Below are 21,937 nucleotides of genomic sequence, written 5' to 3' on the forward strand. Positions count from 1 at the left end.
ACGAGGACGATGAGGACATGACCGACCGATTTGTGACTGTGTCACTGGACAAGCGCGGAGTGGAATGCACCGCGAAACTCCTGGACGACCGGGCCCCGGTCACCTGTGCGGCGGTGTGGGAGGCCCTGCCGCTGGGCTCGGACGTCTATCACGCGAAATACGCCCGCAATGAGATCTACGCGCTGTTCCCGGCCTTCGCCGCCGAGGAACCGCCGCTGGAGAATCCGACCGTCACCCCCATCCCGGGCGATCTCTGCTATTTCACCTTCTCCGAGACGGAGCTGGGCACGGCGTCGTACGGCTATGACGAACAGGCCGTACGGGGACGCCGTACCGTCGTGGATCTCGCCCTCTTCTACGAGCGCAACAATCTGCTGATCAACGGGGACATGGGGTGGATCCCCGGCATCGTCTGGGGCTCGGTGGTCGACGGCCTCGACCGGATGGCCGAGGCCTGCCAGGACCTGTGGCGTGCGGGCGCCATCGGCGAGACGCTGAGCTTCCGCCGCGCGTAGCTCGGCGCATCAGGGGTGGGGTGTAACGCCCCCGCCCCAGCGCCCCGTGCCGGGCTCAGATCCCCGTGCCCGGCGCCGGGATCCGGGCCGCTCCCGACTCGTACAGCGCGTGCGCCGCGCGCATCACCAGCGCGTCCGCGTGCCGGGCGGCGACAAGCTGGATCCCGATCGGCAGCCCGTCCTCGTCCACCCCGCACGGCACGCTCGCGGCGGGCTGCTGCGTCAGATTGAACGGGTACGTGAAGGGCGTCCACCCCGTCCAGCGGCGCAGCCCCGAGCGTGCCGGGGTCTCGGCCCCCGCCTCGAACGCGGTGATCGGCAGCGTGGGCGTGACCAGCAGGTCGTACGACTCGTGGAACCGGCCGAGCCGCCGCCCCAGCTCCATCCGTACGTCCACCGCGGCCAGATAGTCCACCGCGCTGTACCGCGCGCCGAGCGCCCGGATCTCCCGCAGCCCGGGGTCGAGAAGCTGCCGCTGGTGCTCGTTGAGCGGCTGCACCAGCCGGGCCGCGCCGCTGAACCACAGGGTGTGGAAGGCCTCCACCGGATCGGTGATGTCCGGGTCGGCCTCCTCGATGTACGCGCCCAGCTCGGCGAGCCGGCCCACCGCGCCCCGTACGGCCGAGGCCACCGCCGGGCGCACCGCCACCTGACCGCCGAAGGAGGGGGAGTACGCGATCCGCAGCCCGCGCACCCCCTCGCCCAGCGAGCCGCTCACCGCCGGCGCGGGGGCGAGCTGCGACCAGTCACGCCAGTCCGGGCCGCTGATCACATCCAGCAGCAGGGCGGCGTCCGCCGCGTCCCGGGTCATCGGCCCGGCGTGCGCCAGCGTGCCGAACGGGCTGGACGGATAGAGCGGCACCCGGCCATAGGTCGGCTTGAGCCCGAAGATCCCGCAGAAGGAGGCCGGGATACGGACCGAGCCGCCGCCGTCCGTACCGATCGACAGTGGCGCCGCGCCCAGCGCCACAGCCGCCGCGCTGCCGCCGCTGGAGCCGCCCGCCGTACGCGTGCGGTCGTACGGATTACGGGTCACCCCGGACAGCGGCGAGTCCGTGACGCCCTTCCAGCCGAACTCCGGCGTGGTCGTCTTGCCGACGAGTACGGCGCCGTGCTCCCGCAGCCGCGCCACCGCCGGGGCGTCCTCCTCCCACGCCCCCTCGGCCCGTACGGTCCGCGAACCGCGCAGGGTCGGGCCGCCGCGCTGGAGGAAGACGTCCTTCACCGAGACCGGCACCCCGTCGAGCAGCCCCTGCGGCTCCTTCTTGCGCCAGCGCGCGGCCGACTCCTCCGCCTGGCCGAGCGCCGCCTCGGTGTCCACCCGGACGAAGGCGTTGACCAGCGGCTGGACCTCCTCGATCCGCTCCAGCACCGCACGGGTCGCGTCGACGGGCGAGAAGTCGCCCTGCTCGTAGCCGGCCAGGAGCTGCCGCGCGGTCAGGCCGGTGAGGTCCGACGCCGACGCCGCGGACGGGTCCGGCAGGTCGGTCCGGTGCGTGTGATCAGTCATGCATGGGGACGTACCCACGTTTCTTGTCGACCACGTTCGGGAGGGGCTTTCCGGCCGCCCAAAGTTCATACAATTCCACGAACTGTGCGCCCAGCCGGTCCCGCCAGCCGACCGTGTCACCGCTCATATGAGGCGAGACGATCAGGCCCGGGACGTCCCACAGCGGGCTCTCCGGGTCCAGCGGCTCACTCTCGAAGACATCGAGCGCGGCGCCCGCGATCCAGCGTTTCGACACCGCCGCGATCAGATCGTTCTCCACCACGAGCTGTCCCCGCCCCACATTGATGAAGCGGGCGGAGGGCTGCATCAGACCGAAGAGCCGGGCGTCGAACATGCCGCGGGTCGTGTCCGTCAGCGGCGCCGCGCCGATCACCCAGTCGGCCCTGGACACCAGCCGGTCGAGCTGGTCGGGCCCGTACACCCCCGGCCGCGCCGTACGGCCCGTGACGGCCACCGTCACCCCCAGCGCGCGCAGCGTCCCGGCGACGGCCCGGCCGATCGGCCCCGCGCCGATCACCACGGCCCTGCTCTCCGCGACCCGCAGCCCCTCGCGGTGGCGCCAGCGGCGCTGGCGCTGGAGTTCCAGGGTCCCCGGCAGATCCTTCGCCATGGCGAGCACCAGCCCGGCCACATACTCGGCGATCGGCTCCTCGAAGATGCCCCGGGCATTGGTCACGACGGTGTCGGCGGCGATCAGCTCGGGGCAGAGCAGCCGGTCCACCCCCGCGCTCGCGGTGTGCACCCAGCGGGGCCGCGGGCCCTCTCCGGGCCAGGCGTTCCGTACCGCGTCGGACGTGAAGTCCCAGACCAGCAGCACATCGGCGGCCGGGAGGCGGTCCGCGAGACCGGCCTCGTCGGTGTGCTGGATCCGGGCCTTCCCGGTGAGCCGGCCGAGGCGCGGCGGAGGGTCCGCGTCCAGCACGAGGAGGGCGGGGGCTGGCATTGCTGGCATGGGGAGGGGCCCTTCTGCCGGAGCCGGTCGGACGGTCGGTTGCCGCGGGTGGATTTCAGCCCTGGAAATTCCGTGCAACGTCTGAGATGTGCGGATTGACCACGCTTGCACCTGGCTCTTACCGTCGTCAATAACAGGCTAAGGGGGCCCGGACTTGCACGTGTCTTTTCTCGGAGGACCGCAGCCACAGCGTGGAGTGGGTGTGGTCGCTCCTTTCGACTTCGCCCTGGACCGCGAACTGTGGCGCTGGGTCCCGGACGACATCTCGCTGCGGGTCACGAGGACGCCGTACGTACCCGTCGAGGTCTCCCTGGACCTGGCCAGGCTGGTCAGCGAGCACGAGACGCTCGGTGAAGCGGTGCGGGCGCTCGGCGCGTCCGAGCCCGAGGTCATCGCGTACGCCTGCACCTCGGGCAGTTTTGTCGGCGGCCCGGCCGGCGAGCGCGCCATGTGCGAGGCGATGACCCGCGCCGGCGAGGTGCCCTCGCTCACCACCACCGGGGCCCTCATCGAGGCCGTCGAGGAACTGGGTGTGAACAGGATCGCGCTGGTCACGCCCTATACGGAGTCGGTCACCCAGGCGCTGGAGGACTATCTGGCGGAGGTCGGGGTAACCGTGACCGGACGCGCCTTTCTGGGGCTGACACGGCACATTTGGAAGGTGCCCTACCGCTCGGTCGTGGACATGGCGCGAGAGGCGGTCGTCGGATCGGCGGACGCGCTTTTCATAAGCTGTACGAATCTGCCTACGTACGACGCGATCCCACAGTTGGAGGCGGAGCTGCGGATGCCGGTGCTGTCCGCCAACCAGGTCACCATGTGGGCGGCGCTCCGCAGGCTCGGGGCGCGTGCGGTCGGCCCGTACCAGGGGCTGCTGCTCGACCGGAGCCCGGCGGGCGAGGCGCGCCAGGCGGACGAGGCCCGTGCGGTACGGGAGGAGATGCGGGAGATACGGCAGGAGGTGGCGGAGGCGCAGGGAGCGCGCGAGGTGGCAGCGGTCGGGCCGGTCGTGCCCGTCGTCCCGCCCGTGGTGCCCGCCGGGCCGGCGGCGCCCCTGCCGGAGGTTCCCCCGATACCGCCGACAGCACCGGAGCCGCCGCTGACGGCGTCGGAAGGGCCCTCGGAGCCGCTGCCGGACGAGTGACCAGTGAGGAAGGCTGGAGATGACCACCGTCGGATTCCTTTACCCCGGACACTCCGCCGAGGACGACTATCCGCGCATGGAGGCGCTGTTCGGCATCGACATCCGGCTGGCGGTCGTCCATACGGACATCGGTGAGGACGCCCACCGCGTCGACGCCCTGATCGAGATGGGCTCCGCGGACCGGCTGGCGCGGGGGGTGGAGGAGCTGCGGCTGGCGGGCGCGCAGTCCGTCGTCTGGGCCTGTACGAGCGGCAGCTTCGTGTACGGGTGGGAGGGCGCCCATGAACAGACGCGCGCCCTGGCCAGAGCCGCCGGGCTGCCCGCGTCGAGTACGTCGTTCGCCTTCGCCCATGCCGTACGGGCGCTGGGCGCGGAGCGGGTCGCCATCGCGGCCACCTATCCGGAGGATGTCACCGCCTGCTTCACGGCCTTCCTGAAGTCGGCCGGGATCGAAGTCGTCGCGGACCGCGCCAGCGGGATCATCACCGCCGCCGAGGTCGGCACCTGGGGCCGGGACCAGGTGCTGGAACTGGCGCACGCGGGCGACCATCCGGACGCGCAGGTCGTACTCGTCCCGGACACGGCCCTGCACACGGCGGCCTTTGTACCCGAGCTGGAGGAGGCACTCGGCAAGCCGGTGCTGACCGCGAACCAGGTGTCGGTCTGGGAAGGGCTGCGGCTGGCGCAGCGCAAGGTGTGGCTGCCGAGACTGGGCACACTGTTCGGAAGCCGGGACTGAAGCCGGGACCAGCGCAGCCCCGCGGCCCGTCCGGCGCTTGAGGACAGGGCGGCTCGGCCCGTCCGGCGATCGAGGGCGCGACCAACCCCGGCGGGGAATAAACGGAGAGCACCTCCCGTTCTGGCTGCGCACGCGTGTACGCACTTCAGCGCAGGAGGGTCTTGACCGGTGGACGACCACGACACGAGCCGAGGCACGACGGACGGGACCGAGGGCACGACGGACGGGATCCGGGGCACCGTGCGGGGCACCGCCCCCGTACCCCTCTCCGTACTGGACCTGGTCACGGTGGGTACGGGATCCACCGCCGCCCGGTCGCTCCGTACGAGCGTCGAGCTGGCGCGGCTCGCCGAGCGCAGGGGCTACCACCGGCACTGGGTCGCCGAGCACCACTCGATGCCGGGGGTCGCCTCCTCCTCCCCGGCCGTGATCCTCGCCCATCTCGCCGCCCACACCGAGCGCATCCGTCTCGGCTCCGGCGGCGTCATGCTGCCCAACCACGCGCCGCTGGTGATCGCCGAGCAGTTCGGCACGCTGGAGGCGCTCGCGCCCGGCCGGATCGATCTGGGCCTCGGGCGCGCGCCGGGCACCGACGGGGCGACGGCGGCGGCGCTGCGCCGCTCCGACCGGCTCAACGAGGGCGCCGACGACTTTCCGCAGCAGCTCTCCGAGCTGACCCGGTTCCTGGACGACGACTTCCCCGACGCCCATCCGTACTCCCGGATCCACGCGGTCCCCGGCCCGGTCCAGGGCCCCGCCGCCCGGCCGCCCGTCTGGCTGCTCGGCTCGTCCGGCTTCAGCGCGCGGCTGGCCGCGATGCTGGGGCTGCCGTTCGCCTTCGCCCACCACTTCTCGGCGCAGAACACCATCCCCGCGCTCGACATCTACCGCGAGAACTTCCGCCCCTCCGAGGTGCTCGACGAGCCGTACGCCCTGATCGGGGTCGCGGCGCTGGCCTCCGATGATGAGCGCGAGGCGCGCCGCCAGGTCCTCACCGGGGCGCTCTCCATGGTCCGGCTGCGCACCGGCCGGCCGGGGCTCGTCCCGACGCCGGAGGAGGCGGAGGCGTACCAGTTCAGCTCGCTGGAGCAGGAGTTCGTGAACACCTGGCTCACCAATATCGTGCACGGCACCCCGGACGCGGTACGCGACGGTCTCAACGACCTCCAGAAGCGCACGGGCGCCGACGAGCTGATGATCACAGCCAATGCCCATGGCGGCGAGGCGCGGCTGCGGAGCTACGAACTCATCGCGGACGCGTACGGCCTGACCGGCTGACGGGCAGGACCGCCCCGCCTGCCGCCTGCCGCCTGCCGCCTGCCGCCTGCCGCCTGCCGCCTGCCGTTGGGTGGCGGGTGACGGGGGTCACACTTTCTGCGCGTACGTCACACTCCGGGAGCCCCCAGGGCTCTCGGGATGTGGCACAGGGAACGCGAGCAGGAGGAGTGATCAATGTCCGGCACCGGCACCGGCGCGCCGCGCGGCTCGGCGGAGGGCGCCGAAGCCTCACGAAGCGACGCGGGGGAGGCTTCGGAGGCGGCTGACGCGGCGGGCGCGGCGGGCGCGGCCGACGCGGCGACCCAGGTCTTCCTGGACCATCGCGAGCTGCTCTTCTCCCTCGTCTACAACATGCTGGGCAGCGTCGCCGACACCGAGGACGTCCTCCAGGACACCTGGCTGGCGTGGGCGGCCAGGAACCGGGAACAGTCCGGTGCGCCGATCACCCACCAACGCGCCTATCTGGTGCGGATCGCTGTCAACGGCGCGCTGGCGCGCCGGGCGAGTGTGAGCCGCCGCCGCGAGGAGTACGTCGGGCCCTGGCTGCCCGAACCCCTGCTCACCGCCCCCGGCACCGTCCCGCTCACCGCGGGCGCCTCCGGTGCCCCGGGCGGCCCGGGCGGCGACGACACGGGGGACGCCTCGGGCGCGGTCGTGCGTGCCGAGGCGGTGTCGATCGCGCTGCTGGTGGTGCTGGAGACGCTGACCCCGCTGGAGCGCGCGGTGTTCGTGCTGCACGAGGTGTTCGGCTACCCCCACACCGAGATCGCCGGGATCCTCGACCGCGCCCCGGCGGCGGTCCGCCAGCTCGCCCACCGCGCCCGCGAGCACGTCCAGTCCCGCCGCCCCCGCCACCGGACCGAGCCCCGGGTACGGCGGGAGGCCACCGAGCGGTTCCTCGCCGCCGCGCTCGGCGGCGATCTGGACGCGCTCCTGCGGGTCCTGGCCCCCGACGTGACCATGTGGACCGATGGCGGCGGCCGGGTCAGGCAGACCGTCCAGCGCCCGCTGCACGGCCGCGACAAGGTCGCCCGCATGATCGCCGGCGTGGCCGGCCGTACCCCCGAGAACCTCGACGTCCGCTACCGGACGGTCAACGGCGATCCCACCGCGGTGCTGTTCGCCGACGACGAGCCCTTCGCGGTCATGGTCATCGGCCTGGCCCCGGAAGGCGACCAGGTCACCGAGATCTACACCGTGACCAACCCGGACAAGCTCAAGCACATCGACTGAGCGGGCCGCTTCACCGGCTGAGCAGGCCACTTGAGCGTGTCACCGACGCGTGTCACCGCTGTATGTGCCGTGAGCGCGCCGACCGTACGCACGGACCGCAGTCGCCCACACGGTCCCGCACTCGCGCACACGGTCCGCGACCCGCGCGCGGACGCAGACCGCACCCGCACACCCAGACCCAGACCCACCGCATCCACCGACGAGAGGCAATCCCACCATGATCATGGTCACCGGAGCCACCGGGAACCTCGGCCGCCCGCTCCTCGCGGAACTGGCCGCGAAGGGCGTGAAGGTACGCGCCCTGACCCGTACCCCCGGCACCGTACGACTGCCCGCCGGGGCCGAACCCTGCGACAGCGCGGCCCCCGACTTCGACGGCGTGACCGCGCTCGTCCTCAACCTCGCCGCCCTCCCCGGCGGCCCTGGCCCCCTGCTCGCCGCCGCGAAGGCCGCCGGAGTACGGCGTGTGGTCACCCTCTCCTCGCTGGTCGTCACGGAGGACAGGTCCGCGGGCGAGGGCAGCGCCGCCGCGGTCCACCGCGAACTGGAGGCGGCGGTCGAGGCGGCGGTCCCCGAGTGGACCCATCTGCGCCCCGGCGGCTTCGCCTCCAACGCCCTCCAGTGGAAGGGGCAGCTCGCGGCGGGCGATGTGGTGCGCGGTCCGTACGCGGGTGCCTCGACCGCGCCGATCGACGAGGCGGACCTGGCGGCGGTCGCCGTACGCGCTCTGCTCGGCGACGGACTGCTGGGCCAGGCACTGCCGTTGACCGGACCCGAGGGCCTCACCACCGCGCGGCAGGTGGAGATCCTCGGCGAGGCGCTGTCGCGTCCGCTGCGGTACGAGGAGATACCGCCGGAGGCGGCGAAGCGGGCAATGCTCGCACACAACCCCTGGGTGGACGAGGCGGCGGCCGACTCGCTGCTGGGCTATCTCGCGACGACCGTGGGCGGGCCCGCGGTGGTGACCGGTGAGGTGGCGCGCGTACTGGGCCGCCCCGCCCGTACGTACGCCCAGTGGACGGCCGAGCACGCCGCCAAATTCCTCAACTGACCCGGGAGCGGCTCATGTTCATCGCCTTTGTGGTGGTCACGGCCGTGACGGCCGCCGCCAATGTCTTCTCCGCCGTGTGCGACTTCGTACGGTACGAGCGGGTGGCCGTCGGCATGGACGCGGCGGGGGTGCCGCGCTCGTGGATGCCCGCGCTGGGCGTGCCCAAGGCGGCGGCCGTGCTGGGGCTGCTGGCCGGCTTCTGGATTCCGGCGCTCGGTGTCGCCGCGGCGGGCGGGCTGGTGCTGTTCTTCGTGCTGGCCGTAGCGGTCCATCTGCGGGTACGGGACTACTCGTTCGGCTTCCAGTACCCGTTCCTGGTGCTGTCCGCCGCGACCCTCGCCCTGGGACTCGCGGTCTGAAACGGCAGGCGGCCCGGCCTCTTCGGCCGGGCTGGCGCGCGGCTCAGCCGGCCGGCTGAGCGGTCGCGGCGATCATCTCCGCGATCCGTTCCGGCGCCACCGGGCGGGAGAAGAGCCAGCCCTGCCCGGTGTCGCAGCCGATCCGCTGAAGCCGCGCCGCCTGCCCCGAGGTCTCCACGCACTCCGCGGTCACCGTCAGCCCCAGCCGGTGCGCGAGCTGGACCAGCGCCTCGACGATCGTCTCGTCCGCGGGATTCGGATGGACCCCGTCGTCGTACCGGAACCCGCGCACGAACGAGCCGTCCAGCTTGAGCACCGAGACCGGCAGCCTGCTGAGATACGCCAGGTTGGAATAGCCGGTGCCGAAGTCGTCGATGGCGATCCGTACGCCCATGTCGCTCAGCGCCTGGAGCGCCTGGAGGGGCCGGCCCGCCGAGCCCATCACCGCCGACTCGGTCAGCTCCAGTTGCAGCAGATGCGGTACGAGACCGGTCTCCGCGAGGATCTCCGCCACATCCGCGACCAGATCCGAGTCCCAGACCTGGCGCACGGCGACATTGACGCTCACGAACAGCGGCCGGGCGCCGGGGTGGTCGAGCTGCCACCGCCGGGCCTGGCGGCAGGCCGTACGGAGCACCCACCGCCCGAGCTGGACGATCGAGCCGTCCTCCTCGGCGATACCGACGAACCGATTCGGCGAGAGCGTCCCGAACTGCGGGTGATTCCAGCGCACCAGCGCCTCCACCCCTCGTACGGTCCCGTCGGCCATGCCCACCAGCGGCTGGTACTGGAGCACGAACTCCTCGCGCTCGACGGCGGGGCGCAGCCGCGAGGTCAGCGCCTGCCGGGTCATCCGGTGCGCGTTGCGCTCCGGGTCGAAGAGGGTCCAGCGGGCCTTGCCGTCGGCCTTCGCCCAGTACAGCGTGGTGTCCGCGGCCTGCATCAGACCGGTCGGGGTGGTGCCCTGCGCAGCGCGCTCCACGACCCCGATCGAGGCCGAGACCGAGAGCCGCTGCCCGGCCAGGTCGAAGGGGCGCTGGAGGGCGGTGAGCACGGAGCGCGCGAGATCGGCGAGCTGTTCCGTACCGGTGGAGTCCTCGACCAGGATCGCGAACTCGTCGCCGCCGAGCCGGGCGACCAGGTGGCCGCCGCTGCGCGTGTATCCGTCCTGGTCGGCGCATTCGGTGAGACGGGTGGCGACGGCGGCGAGCAGCCGGTCGCCGGTGCGGTGGCCGAGGGTGTCGTTGACGGCCTTGAAGCCGTCGAGATCGAGATAGCAGAGGCCGATCCGCCCTGTTCTGCCATCGCCCCTGGTATCGCCGTAGGCGCCGCTGCGGGCATACGCTCCGGTGCTGTACGTGCCCGTGCCGTACATGCCGCCGCCGTACGGTCCCGTGCCGTACGAGGAGGCGTCGAGCGCCGAGGTCTCCAGCGCGGACGCGAGGCGTTCGAAGAACAGGGTCCGGTTGGGGAGCCGCGTCACCGGGTCGTGCATCTGGAGATGGCGCAGCCGCGCCTGTAGCTCGCGCCGGTCGCTGATGTCGGTGATCGACAGCAGCGAGGTGCCGCTCTCCGGTACGGGCGCGACCGTGACCTCGGCCCACAGGGTCCGCCCGTCGGAGTGTTTGAGGCGGCGGGTGCAGCGGAAGCGGGAGCGGTGGGTGTCCAGCACCGCGCGGTAGGCGTGCCAGGTGCGGCTGTCCGAGGCGAGATCGACGAGATCGGCGGCGGACTGGTCGAGCAGCGCGGCGGCCTGGGTGCCGAGGAGGGCGGCGAGCGCGTCGTTGGCGCTGATGACGGTGCCGTTGTCGTCGAGGACGGCCATGGCGAGCTGGGCGGCGTGGAAGGCCCCGCGGTAGTCGCGCTCGTCGGCGTCGGCGTCAGTCTCGGCATCGGCGTGGGCGGGCCCGTGGCCGGTGCCGCCGGTGCCCGCTCCGCCGATGCCGGCTCCGCGGGCACCGGCCGGGCCCGTATCGGCTCTGCCGAGAGGATGACGCTCCGTCACCGACTGGGTGCTCGGAGGCCCGTCGCCGTCCTGCGGCACGACCGCCGTTCGGTGCGGCCCATGCGGCCCTTCGGAGGTTCCGCTCACGGCTCGCTCCCGCGGTGCAGTCGTGTCGTACAGAGTCGTACCGAGTGATCGGGACGGCCGGCCAGGGAAAGTGTGCCGATCATAGAGGGAGCCCGGGCGGCCATTCCAGCTCCGGTGCCCGCGACGGGAGCGTCGCGGGCGCCCGCCCCGCCGCCGGGCGATCGTTTCTGCCTGCCTGTGGCCCGGCCGGTCCGGGTGCTCACATCCCGTGACGTTCCGTGACCCGTCGGGGTGTCGTACGGAAGGCGTGACACTCCTCACCCGTGTGGGGCAGCGGAACAGGGCGTATCGTCCCAAAACGGCACAGGGTGGGTGAGGGATCCACCAATCCGGAGCCGGAGGTCGACGTGGAGCGTCCACAGCCACCGGGGGGAGTGGACCGGCCCCGCCTGCGCAGGACCGCGGCCGCCTTCACCTCCCTCACGGCGCTCGCCGCCACCTCCCTCGTCACGGGCCCCGCCGCCGACGCCGTCTCCGAGGGACCCTGCGCACTGCCCCGCAGTTCGGCCCACCACTCCGTCGGTCTGGACACCTGGAACGCCGCCTATCCGCGCCCGGACCGCCCCCTCGACGCGGTGATGGTCTTCCTCTCCTTCCCGGACTCCAAGAAGCTGCCCGATCCCGCGGAGCTGGTGGCCGATCACTTCCCGGCCACCAGCCGCTTCTACGAGCAGGCCTCGTACGGCAAGTTCACCCTGCGGCCGCACCCCAAGCTGCGCTGGGCCCGGATGCCGCACTCGTCGACCGCGTACGGGATGCGGCGCGACTGGGAGCCCGCGCGGCGCACGGCCTATCTGCGGGACGCGGTGGCCGCCGCCGATCCACTGGTCGACTTCTCCCGCTACGACGTCGTCTATCTGGTCGCCGACCCGGAGGCGCCCGGGGTCGACTCCGACGCCACGAAGGTGGTCAACTTCGAGCAGCCGATGCGCGCCGACGGTACGGAGATCAAGCGCATCGTCACCGTCTTCGAGCGCCATCCGCCGGACCGCAATGTGCTGGCCCATGAGACCGGGCATGTCTTCGATCTGCCGGACCTCTACCACCGGCCGGTGGACGGCAAGGGCGACTGGGACACCTATGTCGGCGACTGGGACGTGATGGGCAGCCAGTTCGGGATGTCCCCGGATCTCTTCGGCTGGCACAAGTGGAAGCTGGGCTGGCTGGACCGGAGCCAGGTGCGGTGCGTGGCCGCGTCCGGTACGAGCCTGCTCAGCCTGGAACCGGTCTCCGCCGCGCCGACCGTCGCCGGGAGCACGGGGACGAGGCTGGCGGTCGTCAGAACCGGCGACCGCTCGGCCCTGGTGATCGAGGCGCGCTCGGCGACCGGCAACGATCTCGACACCTGCACCGAGGGCGTGCTGATCTACCGGGTGCGCAGTGGCGCGGCCTCGGGCGGCGGTCCGGTCGAGGTGGTGGACGCGCATCCGGAGAGCCGGGCCTGCTGGGACCAGTCGGTGTACCCGCCGCTCGCGGACGCGCCGCTGGGGGTCGGCGAGACGTTCACGGTGCCGGGGGAGCGTACGAAGGTGGAGGTGGCGGACCGTACCCGCGGGGGCGCCTGGACGGTCAAGATCACCCCGGCGCCCTGACTGACACGGCACGGGCCTGGGGGCCCGCTGCTGATGCGGCCCGGCCACTCGCGCGGGGCACGGTGGCTCGCGCCGGGCGATGGCACGTACCTGGCACGGTGGCACGAAAGAGGCCCCTCACCGATGGCGAAGGGCCTCTTTCCGTCTGTGCGCCGCCAGGGACTCGAACCCCGGACCCGCTGATTAAGAGTCAGCTGCTCTAACCAACTGAGCTAGCGGCGCCTGCTGACGTCGTAGACCTTAGCACCCGGATCGGCGGGAGGAAAAATCGATATACCGGCACCGCTCCCGAGGCCGTTTCCGGTGGTCAGCAGCATGACTGGGGCAGTCTGTCCGGTGTGGCGCCGGTCCGGGGCCGGGGTATGGGGCCGGCCGCGGCGCGGGCCGCCCGCAGCGTCGCGCGCGCCGCCCGTACACAGGCCCAGAGCAGGACCTCGGGGCCCGGAAGCCAGGGGTGGCGGGTCTCGGGGGCGACCACCCAGTGCGGGCCGGAGGGGGCGCCGGGCTCCAGTGGCGGTACGGTCACGGCGTCGCCCACACCGTGGCAGAGCAGCGGCGGCGCCGTCTCGTGCCGGCCGCGGGCCCCCGTACCGTCCCACTGCTGCCAGGAGAGCAGGGACGGCAGCCTCTGCGCGGTGCCGGGCACGGCGAAGAGGAGCGTACGGCCGCGGTGCGCGGCGACCGGGCCCGAGCCGGGGCCCTCCGCCCAGAGCCGGTCCAGCATGCGCCGGCCGAAGACGCAGGGGACGCTCACCACATCGAAGGCGGAGCCGCAGGTGAGCACGGTGGGGGCGGTCGGCCGGGCGGCCCAGCGGGAGAGCGTGGTGCGGGGGGAGGGCGCGGCGGTGGCGAGCCAGTCGGCGCCGGCCGGGGTGATACGGGCGGCGGTGCGGTGCCGGTCCTCGGTGCTCCGTTCGCTCGCGCCGCCTCCGTCGCCGTCGGTGCCGTGGGTGCCGCCTTCGCCGCCGTCATGGAGGAGGGCGGCAAGGTCGGCGCGGCGTTCGTCGTCGCTCGCACCGGGGCTCGTACGGAGAGGGGTGCCGGGGCTCAGGGGGGCTGCGTCTCGTGGCCATGCGCTCATGACATCCAGGTCTACCGCCAGTAACCCCCGTACTCCAGAGAGTTCGCCGAAATTCCGGCAGCGAAGTCCGCGGAGGGGTAACCTGCCCCGCGGCATATGCCAGGGGGTTCCGCCGCTGGCCCGGGCCACGGGGTCCCGGACATCCTGTTGACCGGAGTTGCCGGCTCGGGCCATCCGCCGATCGCGGCCGCCGGCTCCGGTCATCCGTCAGACCGGGCCCATGCCCTCGCCGCGGAGCAGGTCGCGGCCGAACTCGACCATCTTCCTCGCGTAGTCCTCGGTCCACTCCGCGCGGCGCGCGATGTCCTCGGTCGTGAGCCGGTCGAAGCGGCGCGGATCGGCGAGCTGGGCGGCGGCCAGCGCCTGGAACTCGACCGCCCGGTCGGCCGCCGCGCGGAACGCGAGCGTCAGCTCGGTGGCCCTGGCCAGCAGCTCCGCGGGGTCGTCGAGCGACTCCAGATCGAAGAAGTGCTCGGGGTCGGCGACCGCCTCCGAGGGGTCGAAGAGCAGCGGTGCGGGCCGCAGCCGCCGCTCGCTCCGCTCGGGATCCGGCATCTTTCCTCCTGCTGCTCGTGCGTGTACAGGCCCCTGGCCACCGTCCATTGTCCCGCTCCGCGCAAGGGGGCCTTCCCGGCGCGCGCCACCCGGCGTACGAGCGGCTCGCGCGTCGGTCCGGGAAGGGCTTCCCGGACAGGACCTGGCGGCGCGGTTCAGGGGCGCCAGGGCACCCGGTGGTTCGACCAGCGCTCCCAGGTGGACTGCATCGCCTCCCAGCCGTCCGGGAACTTCACCGTCACCCCGAGCTGGACCGGCTCGGTCGACGGATGCTCGTCCAGCAGCTCCGCGACGCCCGCCCGGCAGACCACGACGCAGGCGTGCCGGTGGCGGGAGGCCAGCACACACAGCCGGCCCGTCTCCAGATGGAACGCGGTGGCGTCCGGACGGCCGGAGAGCGGGTGGAGCATGACCGTCACATCGAACTCGCGGCCCTGGAGCCGGTTCGCCGTGTCCACCGCCACTCCGGCCACGCCCAGCTCCGCGAGGGCGGCCCGCACCGCGGCGGCCTGGTCGCGGTGGGCCGTACCGACCGCGATCCGGTCGGCCGTCACCGGCATCGCGCCGGGGGCGCGCTCACTGACGGCCGCGCCCCCGCGGTCCAGCAGCCTGCGCACCACCAGGGCCACGGCCCGTACCGCCTCGGGGTCCGTACGGGGCGTGCGCCGCGCGGGCAGCTCCAGCAGCCCCCAGCCGGACTCGGCCGCCTCGTCCAGCACCCGGTCGGGCCCCGAGCCGTCCGACGCCACCCCGAAGGTGAGCCGCCGGTCGCCGTGGTCCGTACCGCTGCGGAAGGGCGTGTACGGATAGAACGCGGCCGACACCAGCGGCGCCGCCGACGCGGGCAGCCGCCACGAGACGGGCAGCCGGTGCTGGGGCAGGCCGGGGTTGTGCGCCAGGAGCGTGGAGACCGCGCTCGCCGACGGGTCGTACGACAGGCCGGCCCACTGGTCCGCGCCCACCACGCTGAACGGGTCGAGCTGGCCGGGATCACCGACGAACAGCGCGCGCTCGAAGAGCCCGGCGACGGCCAGCAGCGCGTCCGAGCGCATCTGGTAGGCCTCGTCGACGATGGCGTGCCGCCAGGGCTCCACGCCCTGCACATGGGCCCACTTCGCGGCCGTGGAGATCACGACGTCGAGGCCCGCGAGATCCGCCGCCTTCGCGGACTTGCGGACGTTCGGCAGCTCGTCCAGCGCCCGGTCGTACGGATCGGGGTCATTGCTGTGCAGCCGGCCGACCGGCAGCTCCGGCTCCTTCTCGGCGAGCCGGGCGACAAGATCGTCGACCTGTGCGTTGGTCTGCGCGACCACCATCAACGGCCGCCCCGCCGCGGCCAGTTCGCGCGCGGCCCGCACGACCAGCGTCGACTTGCCGGCGCCGGGCGGCGAGTCGACGACGACACCCCGGTGGGCGGCGCCCAGGGTGTCCCGCAGAATCGCGTCGGTGGCGCGCGCCGCGGCGGCGCCGGGATCGAAGGGCGAGCCGGCCGGTACGGGACGGGCCGCGGAGTGGGGTGTGGCCGGTGCGGTCATCGGGCGGCTCCTGGTGAGCGGGGCGCGGTGCCGGGACGGTTGCTGCGCGGTGCGTGGGGGCCGGTGCTCCGTAACGCGCGACGGCCGGGGCGGGTCACGGTCACAGGAAGTCCTCCTCGGTCACCGGGTCGGGAGCGTGCGCTGGGTCGGGAGCGTGCGCCGGAGCCGCCGTGCCGTCAGCGCCCGGAGTGCCCGCCGTGCCCGGCGGGCCGCCGTGCGTCCAGGGGGTCTGCTCGGGATCCGGCAGCTTCGGGCCGCCGCGCTGGTCGTGCTCGAACAGCGTCCAGGCGAGCCGGTCGCCCTTGTCCGGTACGGAGCCGGGCGCGGGCTCCTTGGCACGGCCCATCCGGTCGGTCAGCCGCAGCACGAGCACCCGCTCCCCGTCCTCGCCGTCCGGGGCGTTCTCGTACCGTACGAACTCCGCCGACTGCGGCCGGCCGTCCAGCGAGCGGAACACCTTCGTACGCTCGCCGAGATGCGGCCGGTCGTCGGTGCGGACCGTGACCAGCGGGCGGGGGCTCGGGCGTTTGCTCTCGCTGTACGCCATCACCACCTCCGTCACCTCCCCGACGAACGCCTCGCCGGAGAGCCTGCGCCCTGCCAGCACCAGCGGATCGTCCAGCGCCTCCGCCGCGTCGAGTTGCGCCTGCGCCGTCTCACGCGTGGCGAGTTTCTGCGCGGCCGTCACGGCGTCGTCACGCCGGGGCTGCGGCGGCTCACCGGCGCGCACCCGGTCGCGATGGCCGGTGAACGACCAGCGGTCGCGCGTCCAGCGCTCCTCGACCCGCGCCCCCTCCGGCAGTTCGCGCAGCAGGTCGAGGCCGTGCCACACGGCGTCCCAGGTCGGCCGCATGACCCCGTGCAGCAGCGCGCGGATGTCCCGCTCGGCGGCCGTGAGCCGGGCGAGGCGCTCGTCCGCGTCGGGTCCGTCCTCGGCCGCCGCCAGCTCCTGGCGGGCCCGGTCATAGCGCTCGACCGCGGGCGCCAGCAGCTTGTTGTCGAATGCCGGGTCCGTCGCGGGCCCGGCCGGCGGGCACACCAACTGCCCGCCCCTGTCCCGCTCCACCTCCGCCCGCAACGCCGCCTCCGCGCCGGACAGCCCACCGGGCGGATCGATCCAGGCGAGCAGCGCGCCGAGGTGCTGGTCCTCCAGGCTCGACTGGCCGGTCGCCCAGTGGCGGTTGAGCAGATCGGTCGCCGCGAGCAGCAGCGAGGAGCCCGGCACCCGGGCGCGCTCGCCGTAGTGCGTGAGCCAGCGCCCCAGCAGGGGCACGCGCGGCGGCGCGGGATACGGGGTGTCCGGGTCCTCCTCCGCGGTGCGCCGGAACCGCATCGACCGCCCCAGCAGCCGTACGAAGTCGATCCCGGGCCGGCTCGGCACGACGATCTGCGGCGCGTCCACGCACAGCTCGACCTCGGCCTTGACCCGCTTCCCGGTCTCCGGGTCGGTCTCGCTCCGCTCGGCGGGCTCGACGACATCGGCGTACGCGTCGAGATACGGCAGCACGGCCTCGGCCAGCTCGGCGAGGAACGTGAACCGCAGATCGCGGTCGCGCGGCTGCGCGACCGTCAGCAGCCGGGGCGCGTCCCGATCCGTCCCGACCAGCGCCCCGAGCGGCGCGCCCGCCTCGCCCGCGGTGGTCAGCGGTACGAGCACCAGCGGCCGGTCCGAGATCCGCCGGTGCCGTACGGTCGCGAGCGGCCCGGCCCGCCCGCTCGCCATGGCCTCCAGCCGTGCGAGCGTACTGATCAGCGACATCAGCCCACCCCTCGCTCCGGCGCCCCCGCGCCGGCCGGGGCGTCCGCGCCGACGAGCGCCCCCGCGCCGGTCAGGGTCTCCACGCCGGCCAGGGCCTCCGCCCGCAGCGCCGCCGCTCTCCGGAGCGCCACCACGGCCGGGTCGGCCGGATCCCCGGTGTCCCCGTGTGCCGCCGACAGCACCGCCGTCACCGTTGTCAGCGCGCCCAGTTCGCCCCGTACGCTCCGGCCCAGCGCCTCCACCGCGCCGCTCTCCCGCGCGCGGTCGCGGCAGTGGAAGGACAGCTCGCAGGCGGACAGGCACTCCGGGGCATAGGCCGCCGGGACCGCCTCGACCGCGCTGGTCAGCTCGGCGTCCGAGCAGCGGGTGACGTCGAAGGTGGTGCCCTCGGGGAGCGCGGACGCGATGTCCTCGATCCGGGTCAGCCGGGTGAGCTGACGGCGCGTCACCGAAAGCTGTTTGCGTATGTCGACGACGGACGCGGTCGGCAGGTTCGAGAAGTCCTTCGGGCACACCAGCAGCACCCGGTCGCCCACCTCCGCCCCCGGCGTACGGCCCGCGACCCGCTCCAGCGCCAGGACGTACACCGCGGCCTGCCGCGCCGCCGCGCCCACCTTCGCCGCGTCGGCAGAACCGTCGATCATCGGGAAGGACTTGATCTCCACAACCGTCCACCGCCCGTCCGGCCGCACCACCACCGCGTCCGGCTCCAGATACGCGGGCGAGCCCGCCACGTCGAGGGCCAGCAGCGGATGGTCGAGCAGAGCCCAGCCCCCGGACTCCGTGGCCTCGCGCAGCGCCAGCGCCGTACGGGCCGTACGCCCCTCCGGTCCCGCCGCCGACAGATCCGGTACGGACACCTCGCCCGGCGCGGGCGGCGGTGCCTCGCCGCCGAGCCGCTCCGCCAGCAGCCGCAGCAGCTCCGTACCCCCGTCGGCCTTGACCTTCGCCTCGAACGCGTTCCCCCGCATGAACGCGAACTGCGACTGCCCGAACGGCGCGGGGGAGCCCAGCGCCTTCGCGAGCGCCTTCTTGTCGACACCCGCCCCGTCCAGCAGCGCCCGCCGCTTGCAGCCGGGGTTGGCCGCGAGGGCCGCCAGCGCGCGGGCGTCGAGCGGATGGGGCGCGACGGAGGGGCCGCGCAGCTCAGCGAGCCGTCGCCGGAGTGTCGTCTGCGGAGGAGGTGCCGGGGGTGCTGCCGCGGGTCCGCCGCCCAGGGAATCGCTCACCCGCGGAAGTCTCGCATCCGCCACTGACAATCGGCGATGCGTGAGACCGCGGCGGTGACTCCGGTGACTTCGGGGGCGTCTGCGCGGGCACGGTGAACAGCCGTGACAGGGCAGGCCGAGGCCCGTACCGTACGGGCATCGCGGCCCGTACGCGGTCCCGTGCCCGGTCCGCCACCCGCAGCGCCGGCCCCGTCAGCAGCGCCCCCGCCGCCATCACCACCGCCCCCGCGACCGCGTCCAGGAAGTAGTGGTTGGCCGTCCCCATCACCACCACGGTGATGACGACCGGATACGCCGCCCCCAGCCGGCGCACCAGCGGGGTACGGGCGTGCCGCCACAGCAGTACCCCGCACCACAGGGCCCAGCCGACATGCAGGCTCGGCATCGCCGCGAACTGGTTGGTCATCTCGCCCAGACCGCGCGGCGCGCTCGCCTCGTCGCCCCACCACCCGTACTCGCTGAAGTGCGCCATGGTGTCGACGAAGCCGTGCCGGGCCGCCAGCAGCCGGGGCGGGCAGGTGGGCAGCAGGGTGAAGCCGGCCAGCCCGAGGAGGGTGGCGAGCATCAGCCAGTTCCGCGCGGCCCGGTAGAACGCGGCCCGGTGGCGGAACATCCACACGAGTACGGCCGGGGTCACCAGATAGTGCAGCGAGGCGTAGATGAAATCGGCGGGCACACCCAGCGCGGGCGTGCCGGTGAAGAGCCGGTTGAGCGGGTGCTCGGCGTTGAGACGCAGCGCCTTCTCTATTCGGAGGATCGCCAGGCCATGGGCGACGGCTGTCGACTCGTCGCCGCGCGCCAGCAGCCGGCCCGCCGAGTACGCGGCGTAGACGAGGACGACCAGCGCCAGCTCGGCCCACCAGCGCGGCCGGGCGGCCGGCCGCTGCCCCGTCTGCGCCGAACCCGCGCCGGCCGCTCTCGCGGATACGCCGTCGCGGGCGCTGGCTCTGGCGCTGGCGGCGGCGCTGCGTGGCATTCTGGCGCTCTCCATCGTGATTTCATGCGGGCTTTGGACGATGTTCAACCGTACGGCGTACGTCACCGCATTCCCCGGCCGGGTGTATCCCCGGACTGTCGTTCGGGGGCATCTCCGGCCAACGCCGCCCAACGGAGAGATGGACGCCCGTATCACCCGGGAGGTTGCCCGTCGTTCAAGTACGCGATGATGGAGCGGCACCCGTTGTGAACCTCAGGGAGAGCCCATGGCAGCGCGCATCCTCCTCGCCCGGCACGGCCAGACGGCCTGGTCGCTTTCCGGCCGTCACACGGGCAGGACGGACATCCCCCTGCTCGACGAAGGCCGCAGGGGCGCCAAACTGCTGGGCGAACGGCTGCGCCAGGCGCCCTGGTCGGGTCTCGCGGACGCGGAGATCCGTACCAGCCCGCTGTCCCGCGCGAGCGAGACCTGCGCGCTGGCGGGCTTCGGCGAGCGGGCCGAGGAGTGGGACGCGCTGATGGAGTTCGACTACGGCGCGTACGAGGGCATGACACCGGCCCAGATCAAGGCGGACCGCCCGGACTGGTTCATCTGGCGCGACGGCGTGCCCGGCGGCGAGAGCCTGGCGCAGGTCTCCGCCCGCGCGGACGAGGCCATAGCGTGGGCGCGCTCGGCCGACCGGGACGTGCTGTTCTTCGCCCATGGCCACATCCTGCGCGCGATAGGCGCGCGCTGGCTGGGCGAGGACATCGCGTTCGCGGCGCGCGTCCGGCTCGACCCCACCTCGGTGTCGGTGCTGGGGTGGGCGTACGGACTCCCGGCCATCGAGGTCTGGAACGACACGGCGCACCTGGCGGAGTGAGCCGGGGGCGATGGCCCGTGCTACGTACGGGCGTTCGTCGCCGCGTGCCGCTCCAGGAAGGCCCGTACCTCCGGCAGCCGCCGCTGCGGCAGCAGCACCCGGGCCGTGCCCGCGAGCTTGGTGTGGATACGGGACGACTGCACCCCGTCCAGCAGGTCCAGCACCTGCCCGCCGGCCACCGCCGCCTCGTCCGGCGAGCCCGCACGGGCCAGGTCGGTGGCGAGCTCGACCCGGTAGAGGGCGAGGTTGCGGGCGAAGTGCGGGTCCTGGAGGACGGTCGCGCGGTACGCGTGCCGGGCCGCCCGCGCCCAGTCGCCCAGCGCCGCGTGGCAGAGCGCCTCCTGCGCCTCCAGTTCGGGTTCGCCGAAGAAGGACATCCACTCGGGGTCCGTCTCCGAGGAGCCGCGCCCGAAGAGGTCGTGCGCCCGGGACAGCGCCCGTTCGCAGCCCGTACGGTCGCCGAGCCCGGCCCAGCCGCCGGCCTCCCGCAGCGCGAGCAGCGACAGCAGCCGTGGCGAGGCGAGCTGCCGGGCCGCCCGGGCGCCGGCCTGCGCGGCACGCACGGCCTCGTGGTGCCGGCCCGAATCCCTTGCCAGGAACGACATGTTGCAGAAGGCGTGCGCCTCCAGCGCGGCATCGGCCGCGACCCGCGCGGTCGCCAGCGCCTCCCCGTAGTGCGAGCGCGCGTCGTAGAACCGGCCGGAGTCATGGGCCAGCCAGCCCACCGAGATCGACAGCTCACCCGCGCCCGCGTGCAGCCGGCCCGCGGTGGACTGCCGGGTGGCCGTGCCCGCGTCGAGCAGGGCGTACGCGGCGCGCAGCGGGCGGGCGGCCTGCCGGTAGAGGCCGTCGGCGCCGTACCGGTCGTCGAGCAGCCGGATCCGGCGTACGGCCTCCTCGACGGCGTCCACCTCGGCGTCGCCGACGCGGCGGGGGGCGGGAACGGCCACGGCGGGCGTACCGCCGAGACCGAGGGTCGCGGCCATCACCGTGACGGGACCGCTCGTCATGAATGCGCGACGCAGCACATCGCTCTCCTCGCTGGTGTCGCCGGTATTGCCTTCGCCGCTGTCGCGTGTGCCGTTCGCGCCGACGAACGGCGGGGGCGGCGGGGGAGCCGGAGGGGCTGCGCCGCGGTCTTGGCAGCCGTGAGCCTGGCGGCTCTGCCACGTACCTGTTCGCGTGCGCTGAAGCCCAGGTCCTGGAGGGTCAGCCCGGGGAACATGTGCAGGAAGACGCGTTCGTACGCGTAGTTGGGGCAGCGGATCTCGCCGGCCTCGACCCGGCCCACGTAGCGCGCGTCGCAGGCGACCTGTTCGCCGATCTCGCGGGCGGCCCTGCGGACGGCGCCGGCGAACTCCGCCGGTGAGCGCTGTGCGCGCAGCCTGCGGAAGGCGTGGTTGGGAACCGCCCGGGACGACGCCATGCCGAGCCCTCTCCTCCTGCCGGTCACCTCCGGCGGAGCATGAACGTACCGGTTGTGATGGGTCGTACACACAGGGTTTATTGACAAA

General features: G+C 73.4%; 18 protein-coding genes, 1 tRNA gene and 1 pseudogene. 9 read left to right on the forward strand and 11 right to left on the reverse strand.

Going from position 1 to position 21,937, the window contains the following annotated elements; all coding sequences use genetic code 11:
* Window positions 1–17 precede the first annotated feature (17 nt).
* A complete protein-coding gene (locus KQY30_RS23245; protein ID WP_046504012.1) occupies window positions 18–515 on the forward strand; it encodes a DUF3830 family protein in 498 nt (165 codons plus the stop codon).
* A gap of 55 nt (window positions 516–570) precedes the next feature.
* Here KQY30_RS23245 and KQY30_RS23250 read toward each other — a convergent pair whose 3' ends face one another.
* Both KQY30_RS23250 and KQY30_RS23255 read right to left on the reverse strand, forming a co-directional pair.
* Window positions 571–2,025, reverse strand: a complete 1,455-nt coding sequence (locus KQY30_RS23250; protein WP_217308485.1) for an amidase — start codon at window positions 2,023–2,025, stop codon at window positions 571–573.
* Window positions 2,018–2,968, reverse strand: coding sequence for a D-2-hydroxyacid dehydrogenase (locus tag KQY30_RS23255; RefSeq protein WP_217311272.1), 951 nt, complete (start codon window positions 2,966–2,968; stop codon window positions 2,018–2,020). Before KQY30_RS23255 ends, KQY30_RS23250 begins: the two co-directional genes overlap by 8 nt.
* 163 nt (window positions 2,969–3,131) lie before the next feature.
* Between KQY30_RS23255 and KQY30_RS23260 the strand changes: the two genes are divergently transcribed.
* The 6 genes from KQY30_RS23260 (at window position 3,132) to KQY30_RS23285 (ending at window position 8,781) form a co-directional block, all read left to right on the forward strand.
* The gene (locus KQY30_RS23260; RefSeq protein WP_217308486.1) at window positions 3,132–4,121 is read left to right on the forward strand and encodes a decarboxylase; all 990 of its coding nucleotides are present in this window, start codon (window positions 3,132–3,134) and stop codon (window positions 4,119–4,121) included.
* A gap of 19 nt (window positions 4,122–4,140) precedes the next feature.
* The gene (locus KQY30_RS23265; RefSeq protein WP_217308487.1) at window positions 4,141–4,860 is read left to right on the forward strand and encodes an aspartate/glutamate racemase family protein; all 720 of its coding nucleotides are present in this window, start codon (window positions 4,141–4,143) and stop codon (window positions 4,858–4,860) included.
* A 168-nt stretch (window positions 4,861–5,028) separates the two neighbouring features.
* Window positions 5,029–6,138: an LLM class flavin-dependent oxidoreductase gene (locus tag KQY30_RS23270; protein WP_217308488.1), complete on the forward strand. Its 1,110-nt coding sequence runs from the start codon at window positions 5,029–5,031 to the stop codon at window positions 6,136–6,138.
* Window positions 6,139–6,312: 174 nt separating this feature from the next.
* Window positions 6,313–7,371 carry an RNA polymerase sigma factor SigJ gene (sigJ, locus tag KQY30_RS23275; protein ID WP_217308489.1) on the forward strand — a complete coding sequence of 353 codons (1,059 nt, stop codon included), beginning with the start codon at window positions 6,313–6,315 and terminating at the stop codon, window positions 7,369–7,371.
* 217 nt (window positions 7,372–7,588) lie between these two features.
* Window positions 7,589–8,422: an NAD(P)H-binding protein gene (locus tag KQY30_RS23280; protein ID WP_217308490.1), complete on the forward strand. Its 834-nt coding sequence runs from the start codon at window positions 7,589–7,591 to the stop codon at window positions 8,420–8,422.
* A 14-nt stretch (window positions 8,423–8,436) separates the two neighbouring features.
* Window positions 8,437–8,781, forward strand: a complete 345-nt coding sequence (locus tag KQY30_RS23285; RefSeq protein WP_217308491.1) for a DoxX family protein — start codon at window positions 8,437–8,439, stop codon at window positions 8,779–8,781.
* A gap of 43 nt (window positions 8,782–8,824) precedes the next feature.
* Here KQY30_RS23285 and KQY30_RS23290 read toward each other — a convergent pair whose 3' ends face one another.
* Complete coding sequence (locus KQY30_RS23290) at window positions 8,825–10,873, reverse strand: bifunctional diguanylate cyclase/phosphodiesterase (RefSeq protein ID WP_302185333.1); 2,049 nt, start codon at window positions 10,871–10,873, stop codon at window positions 8,825–8,827.
* 347 nt (window positions 10,874–11,220) lie between these two features.
* Here KQY30_RS23290 and KQY30_RS23295 point away from each other — a divergent pair, with 347 nt between their 5' ends.
* Complete coding sequence (locus tag KQY30_RS23295) at window positions 11,221–12,465, forward strand: M6 family metalloprotease domain-containing protein (protein ID WP_217311274.1); 1,245 nt, start codon at window positions 11,221–11,223, stop codon at window positions 12,463–12,465.
* A gap of 148 nt (window positions 12,466–12,613) precedes the next feature.
* On the opposite strand, the gene KQY30_RS23300 is transcribed toward KQY30_RS23295, so the two are convergent.
* From KQY30_RS23300 to KQY30_RS23330, 7 genes are all read right to left on the reverse strand, one after another.
* Window positions 12,614–12,687, reverse strand: a tRNA-Lys gene (locus tag KQY30_RS23300).
* Between the two features lie 85 nt (window positions 12,688–12,772).
* Window positions 12,773–13,342, reverse strand: a complete 570-nt coding sequence (locus tag KQY30_RS23305) for a bifunctional DNA primase/polymerase (protein ID WP_254407670.1) — start codon at window positions 13,340–13,342, stop codon at window positions 12,773–12,775.
* Window positions 13,343–13,753: 411 nt separating this feature from the next.
* A complete protein-coding gene (locus KQY30_RS23310) occupies window positions 13,754–14,101 on the reverse strand; it encodes a hypothetical protein (RefSeq protein WP_217308493.1) in 348 nt (115 codons plus the stop codon).
* 155 nt (window positions 14,102–14,256) lie between these two features.
* Window positions 14,257–15,636 carry an AAA domain-containing protein gene (locus KQY30_RS23315; protein WP_217308494.1) on the reverse strand — a complete coding sequence of 460 codons (1,380 nt, stop codon included), beginning with the start codon at window positions 15,634–15,636 and terminating at the stop codon, window positions 14,257–14,259.
* A 100-nt stretch (window positions 15,637–15,736) separates the two neighbouring features.
* Window positions 15,737–17,395 (reverse strand): hypothetical protein, encoded by a 1,659-nt coding sequence (locus KQY30_RS23320; protein ID WP_217308495.1) that lies wholly within the window; start codon window positions 17,393–17,395, stop codon window positions 15,737–15,739.
* Window positions 17,395–18,612, reverse strand: a complete 1,218-nt coding sequence (locus KQY30_RS23325; RefSeq protein ID WP_254407671.1) for a hypothetical protein — start codon at window positions 18,610–18,612, stop codon at window positions 17,395–17,397. Before KQY30_RS23325 ends, KQY30_RS23320 begins: the two co-directional genes overlap by 1 nt.
* On the reverse strand, window positions 18,542–19,600 hold the full coding sequence (locus tag KQY30_RS23330) for a phosphatase PAP2 family protein (protein ID WP_217308496.1): 1,059 nt from the start codon (window positions 19,598–19,600) through the stop codon (window positions 18,542–18,544). Before KQY30_RS23330 ends, KQY30_RS23325 begins: the two co-directional genes overlap by 71 nt.
* 226 nt (window positions 19,601–19,826) lie before the next feature.
* On the opposite strand from KQY30_RS23330, the gene KQY30_RS23335 reads away from it, so the two are divergent.
* On the forward strand, window positions 19,827–20,423 hold the full coding sequence (locus KQY30_RS23335) for a histidine phosphatase family protein (protein WP_217308497.1): 597 nt from the start codon (window positions 19,827–19,829) through the stop codon (window positions 20,421–20,423).
* 20 nt (window positions 20,424–20,443) lie between these two features.
* Here KQY30_RS23335 and KQY30_RS23340 read toward each other — a convergent pair.
* Window positions 20,444–21,849 (reverse strand): annotated as a pseudogene (locus KQY30_RS23340) (tetratricopeptide repeat protein).
* Window positions 21,850–21,937 lie beyond the last annotated feature (88 nt).

Source organism: Streptomyces sp. GMY02, from assembly GCF_019056675.1.
Classification (GTDB): domain Bacteria; phylum Actinomycetota; class Actinomycetes; order Streptomycetales; family Streptomycetaceae; genus Streptomyces; species Streptomyces odonnellii.

Excerpts from the sequence above, each read along its gene's own strand:
- KQY30_RS23245 (WP_046504012.1), top strand. The coding sequence starts at position 18 with ATGACCGACCGATTTGTGACTGTGTCACTGGACAAGCGCGGAGTGGAA.
- KQY30_RS23250 (WP_217308485.1), bottom strand. The coding sequence starts at position 2,025 with ATGACTGATCACACGCACCGGACCGACCTGCCGGACCCGTCCGCGGCG.
- KQY30_RS23255 (WP_217311272.1), bottom strand. The coding sequence starts at position 2,968 with ATGCCAGCCCCCGCCCTCCTCGTGCTGGACGCGGACCCTCCGCCGCGC.
- KQY30_RS23265 (WP_217308487.1), top strand. The coding sequence starts at position 4,141 with ATGACCACCGTCGGATTCCTTTACCCCGGACACTCCGCCGAGGACGAC.
- sigJ (WP_217308489.1), top strand. The coding sequence starts at position 6,313 with ATGTCCGGCACCGGCACCGGCGCGCCGCGCGGCTCGGCGGAGGGCGCC.
- KQY30_RS23280 (WP_217308490.1), top strand. The coding sequence starts at position 7,589 with ATGATCATGGTCACCGGAGCCACCGGGAACCTCGGCCGCCCGCTCCTC.
- KQY30_RS23285 (WP_217308491.1), top strand. The coding sequence starts at position 8,437 with ATGTTCATCGCCTTTGTGGTGGTCACGGCCGTGACGGCCGCCGCCAAT.
- KQY30_RS23310 (WP_217308493.1), bottom strand. The coding sequence starts at position 14,101 with ATGCCGGATCCCGAGCGGAGCGAGCGGCGGCTGCGGCCCGCACCGCTG.
- KQY30_RS23315 (WP_217308494.1), bottom strand. The coding sequence starts at position 15,636 with ATGACCGCACCGGCCACACCCCACTCCGCGGCCCGTCCCGTACCGGCC.
- KQY30_RS23320 (WP_217308495.1), bottom strand. The coding sequence starts at position 17,395 with ATGTCGCTGATCAGTACGCTCGCACGGCTGGAGGCCATGGCGAGCGGG.
- KQY30_RS23330 (WP_217308496.1), bottom strand. The coding sequence starts at position 19,600 with ATGCCACGCAGCGCCGCCGCCAGCGCCAGAGCCAGCGCCCGCGACGGC.
- KQY30_RS23335 (WP_217308497.1), top strand. The coding sequence starts at position 19,827 with ATGGCAGCGCGCATCCTCCTCGCCCGGCACGGCCAGACGGCCTGGTCG.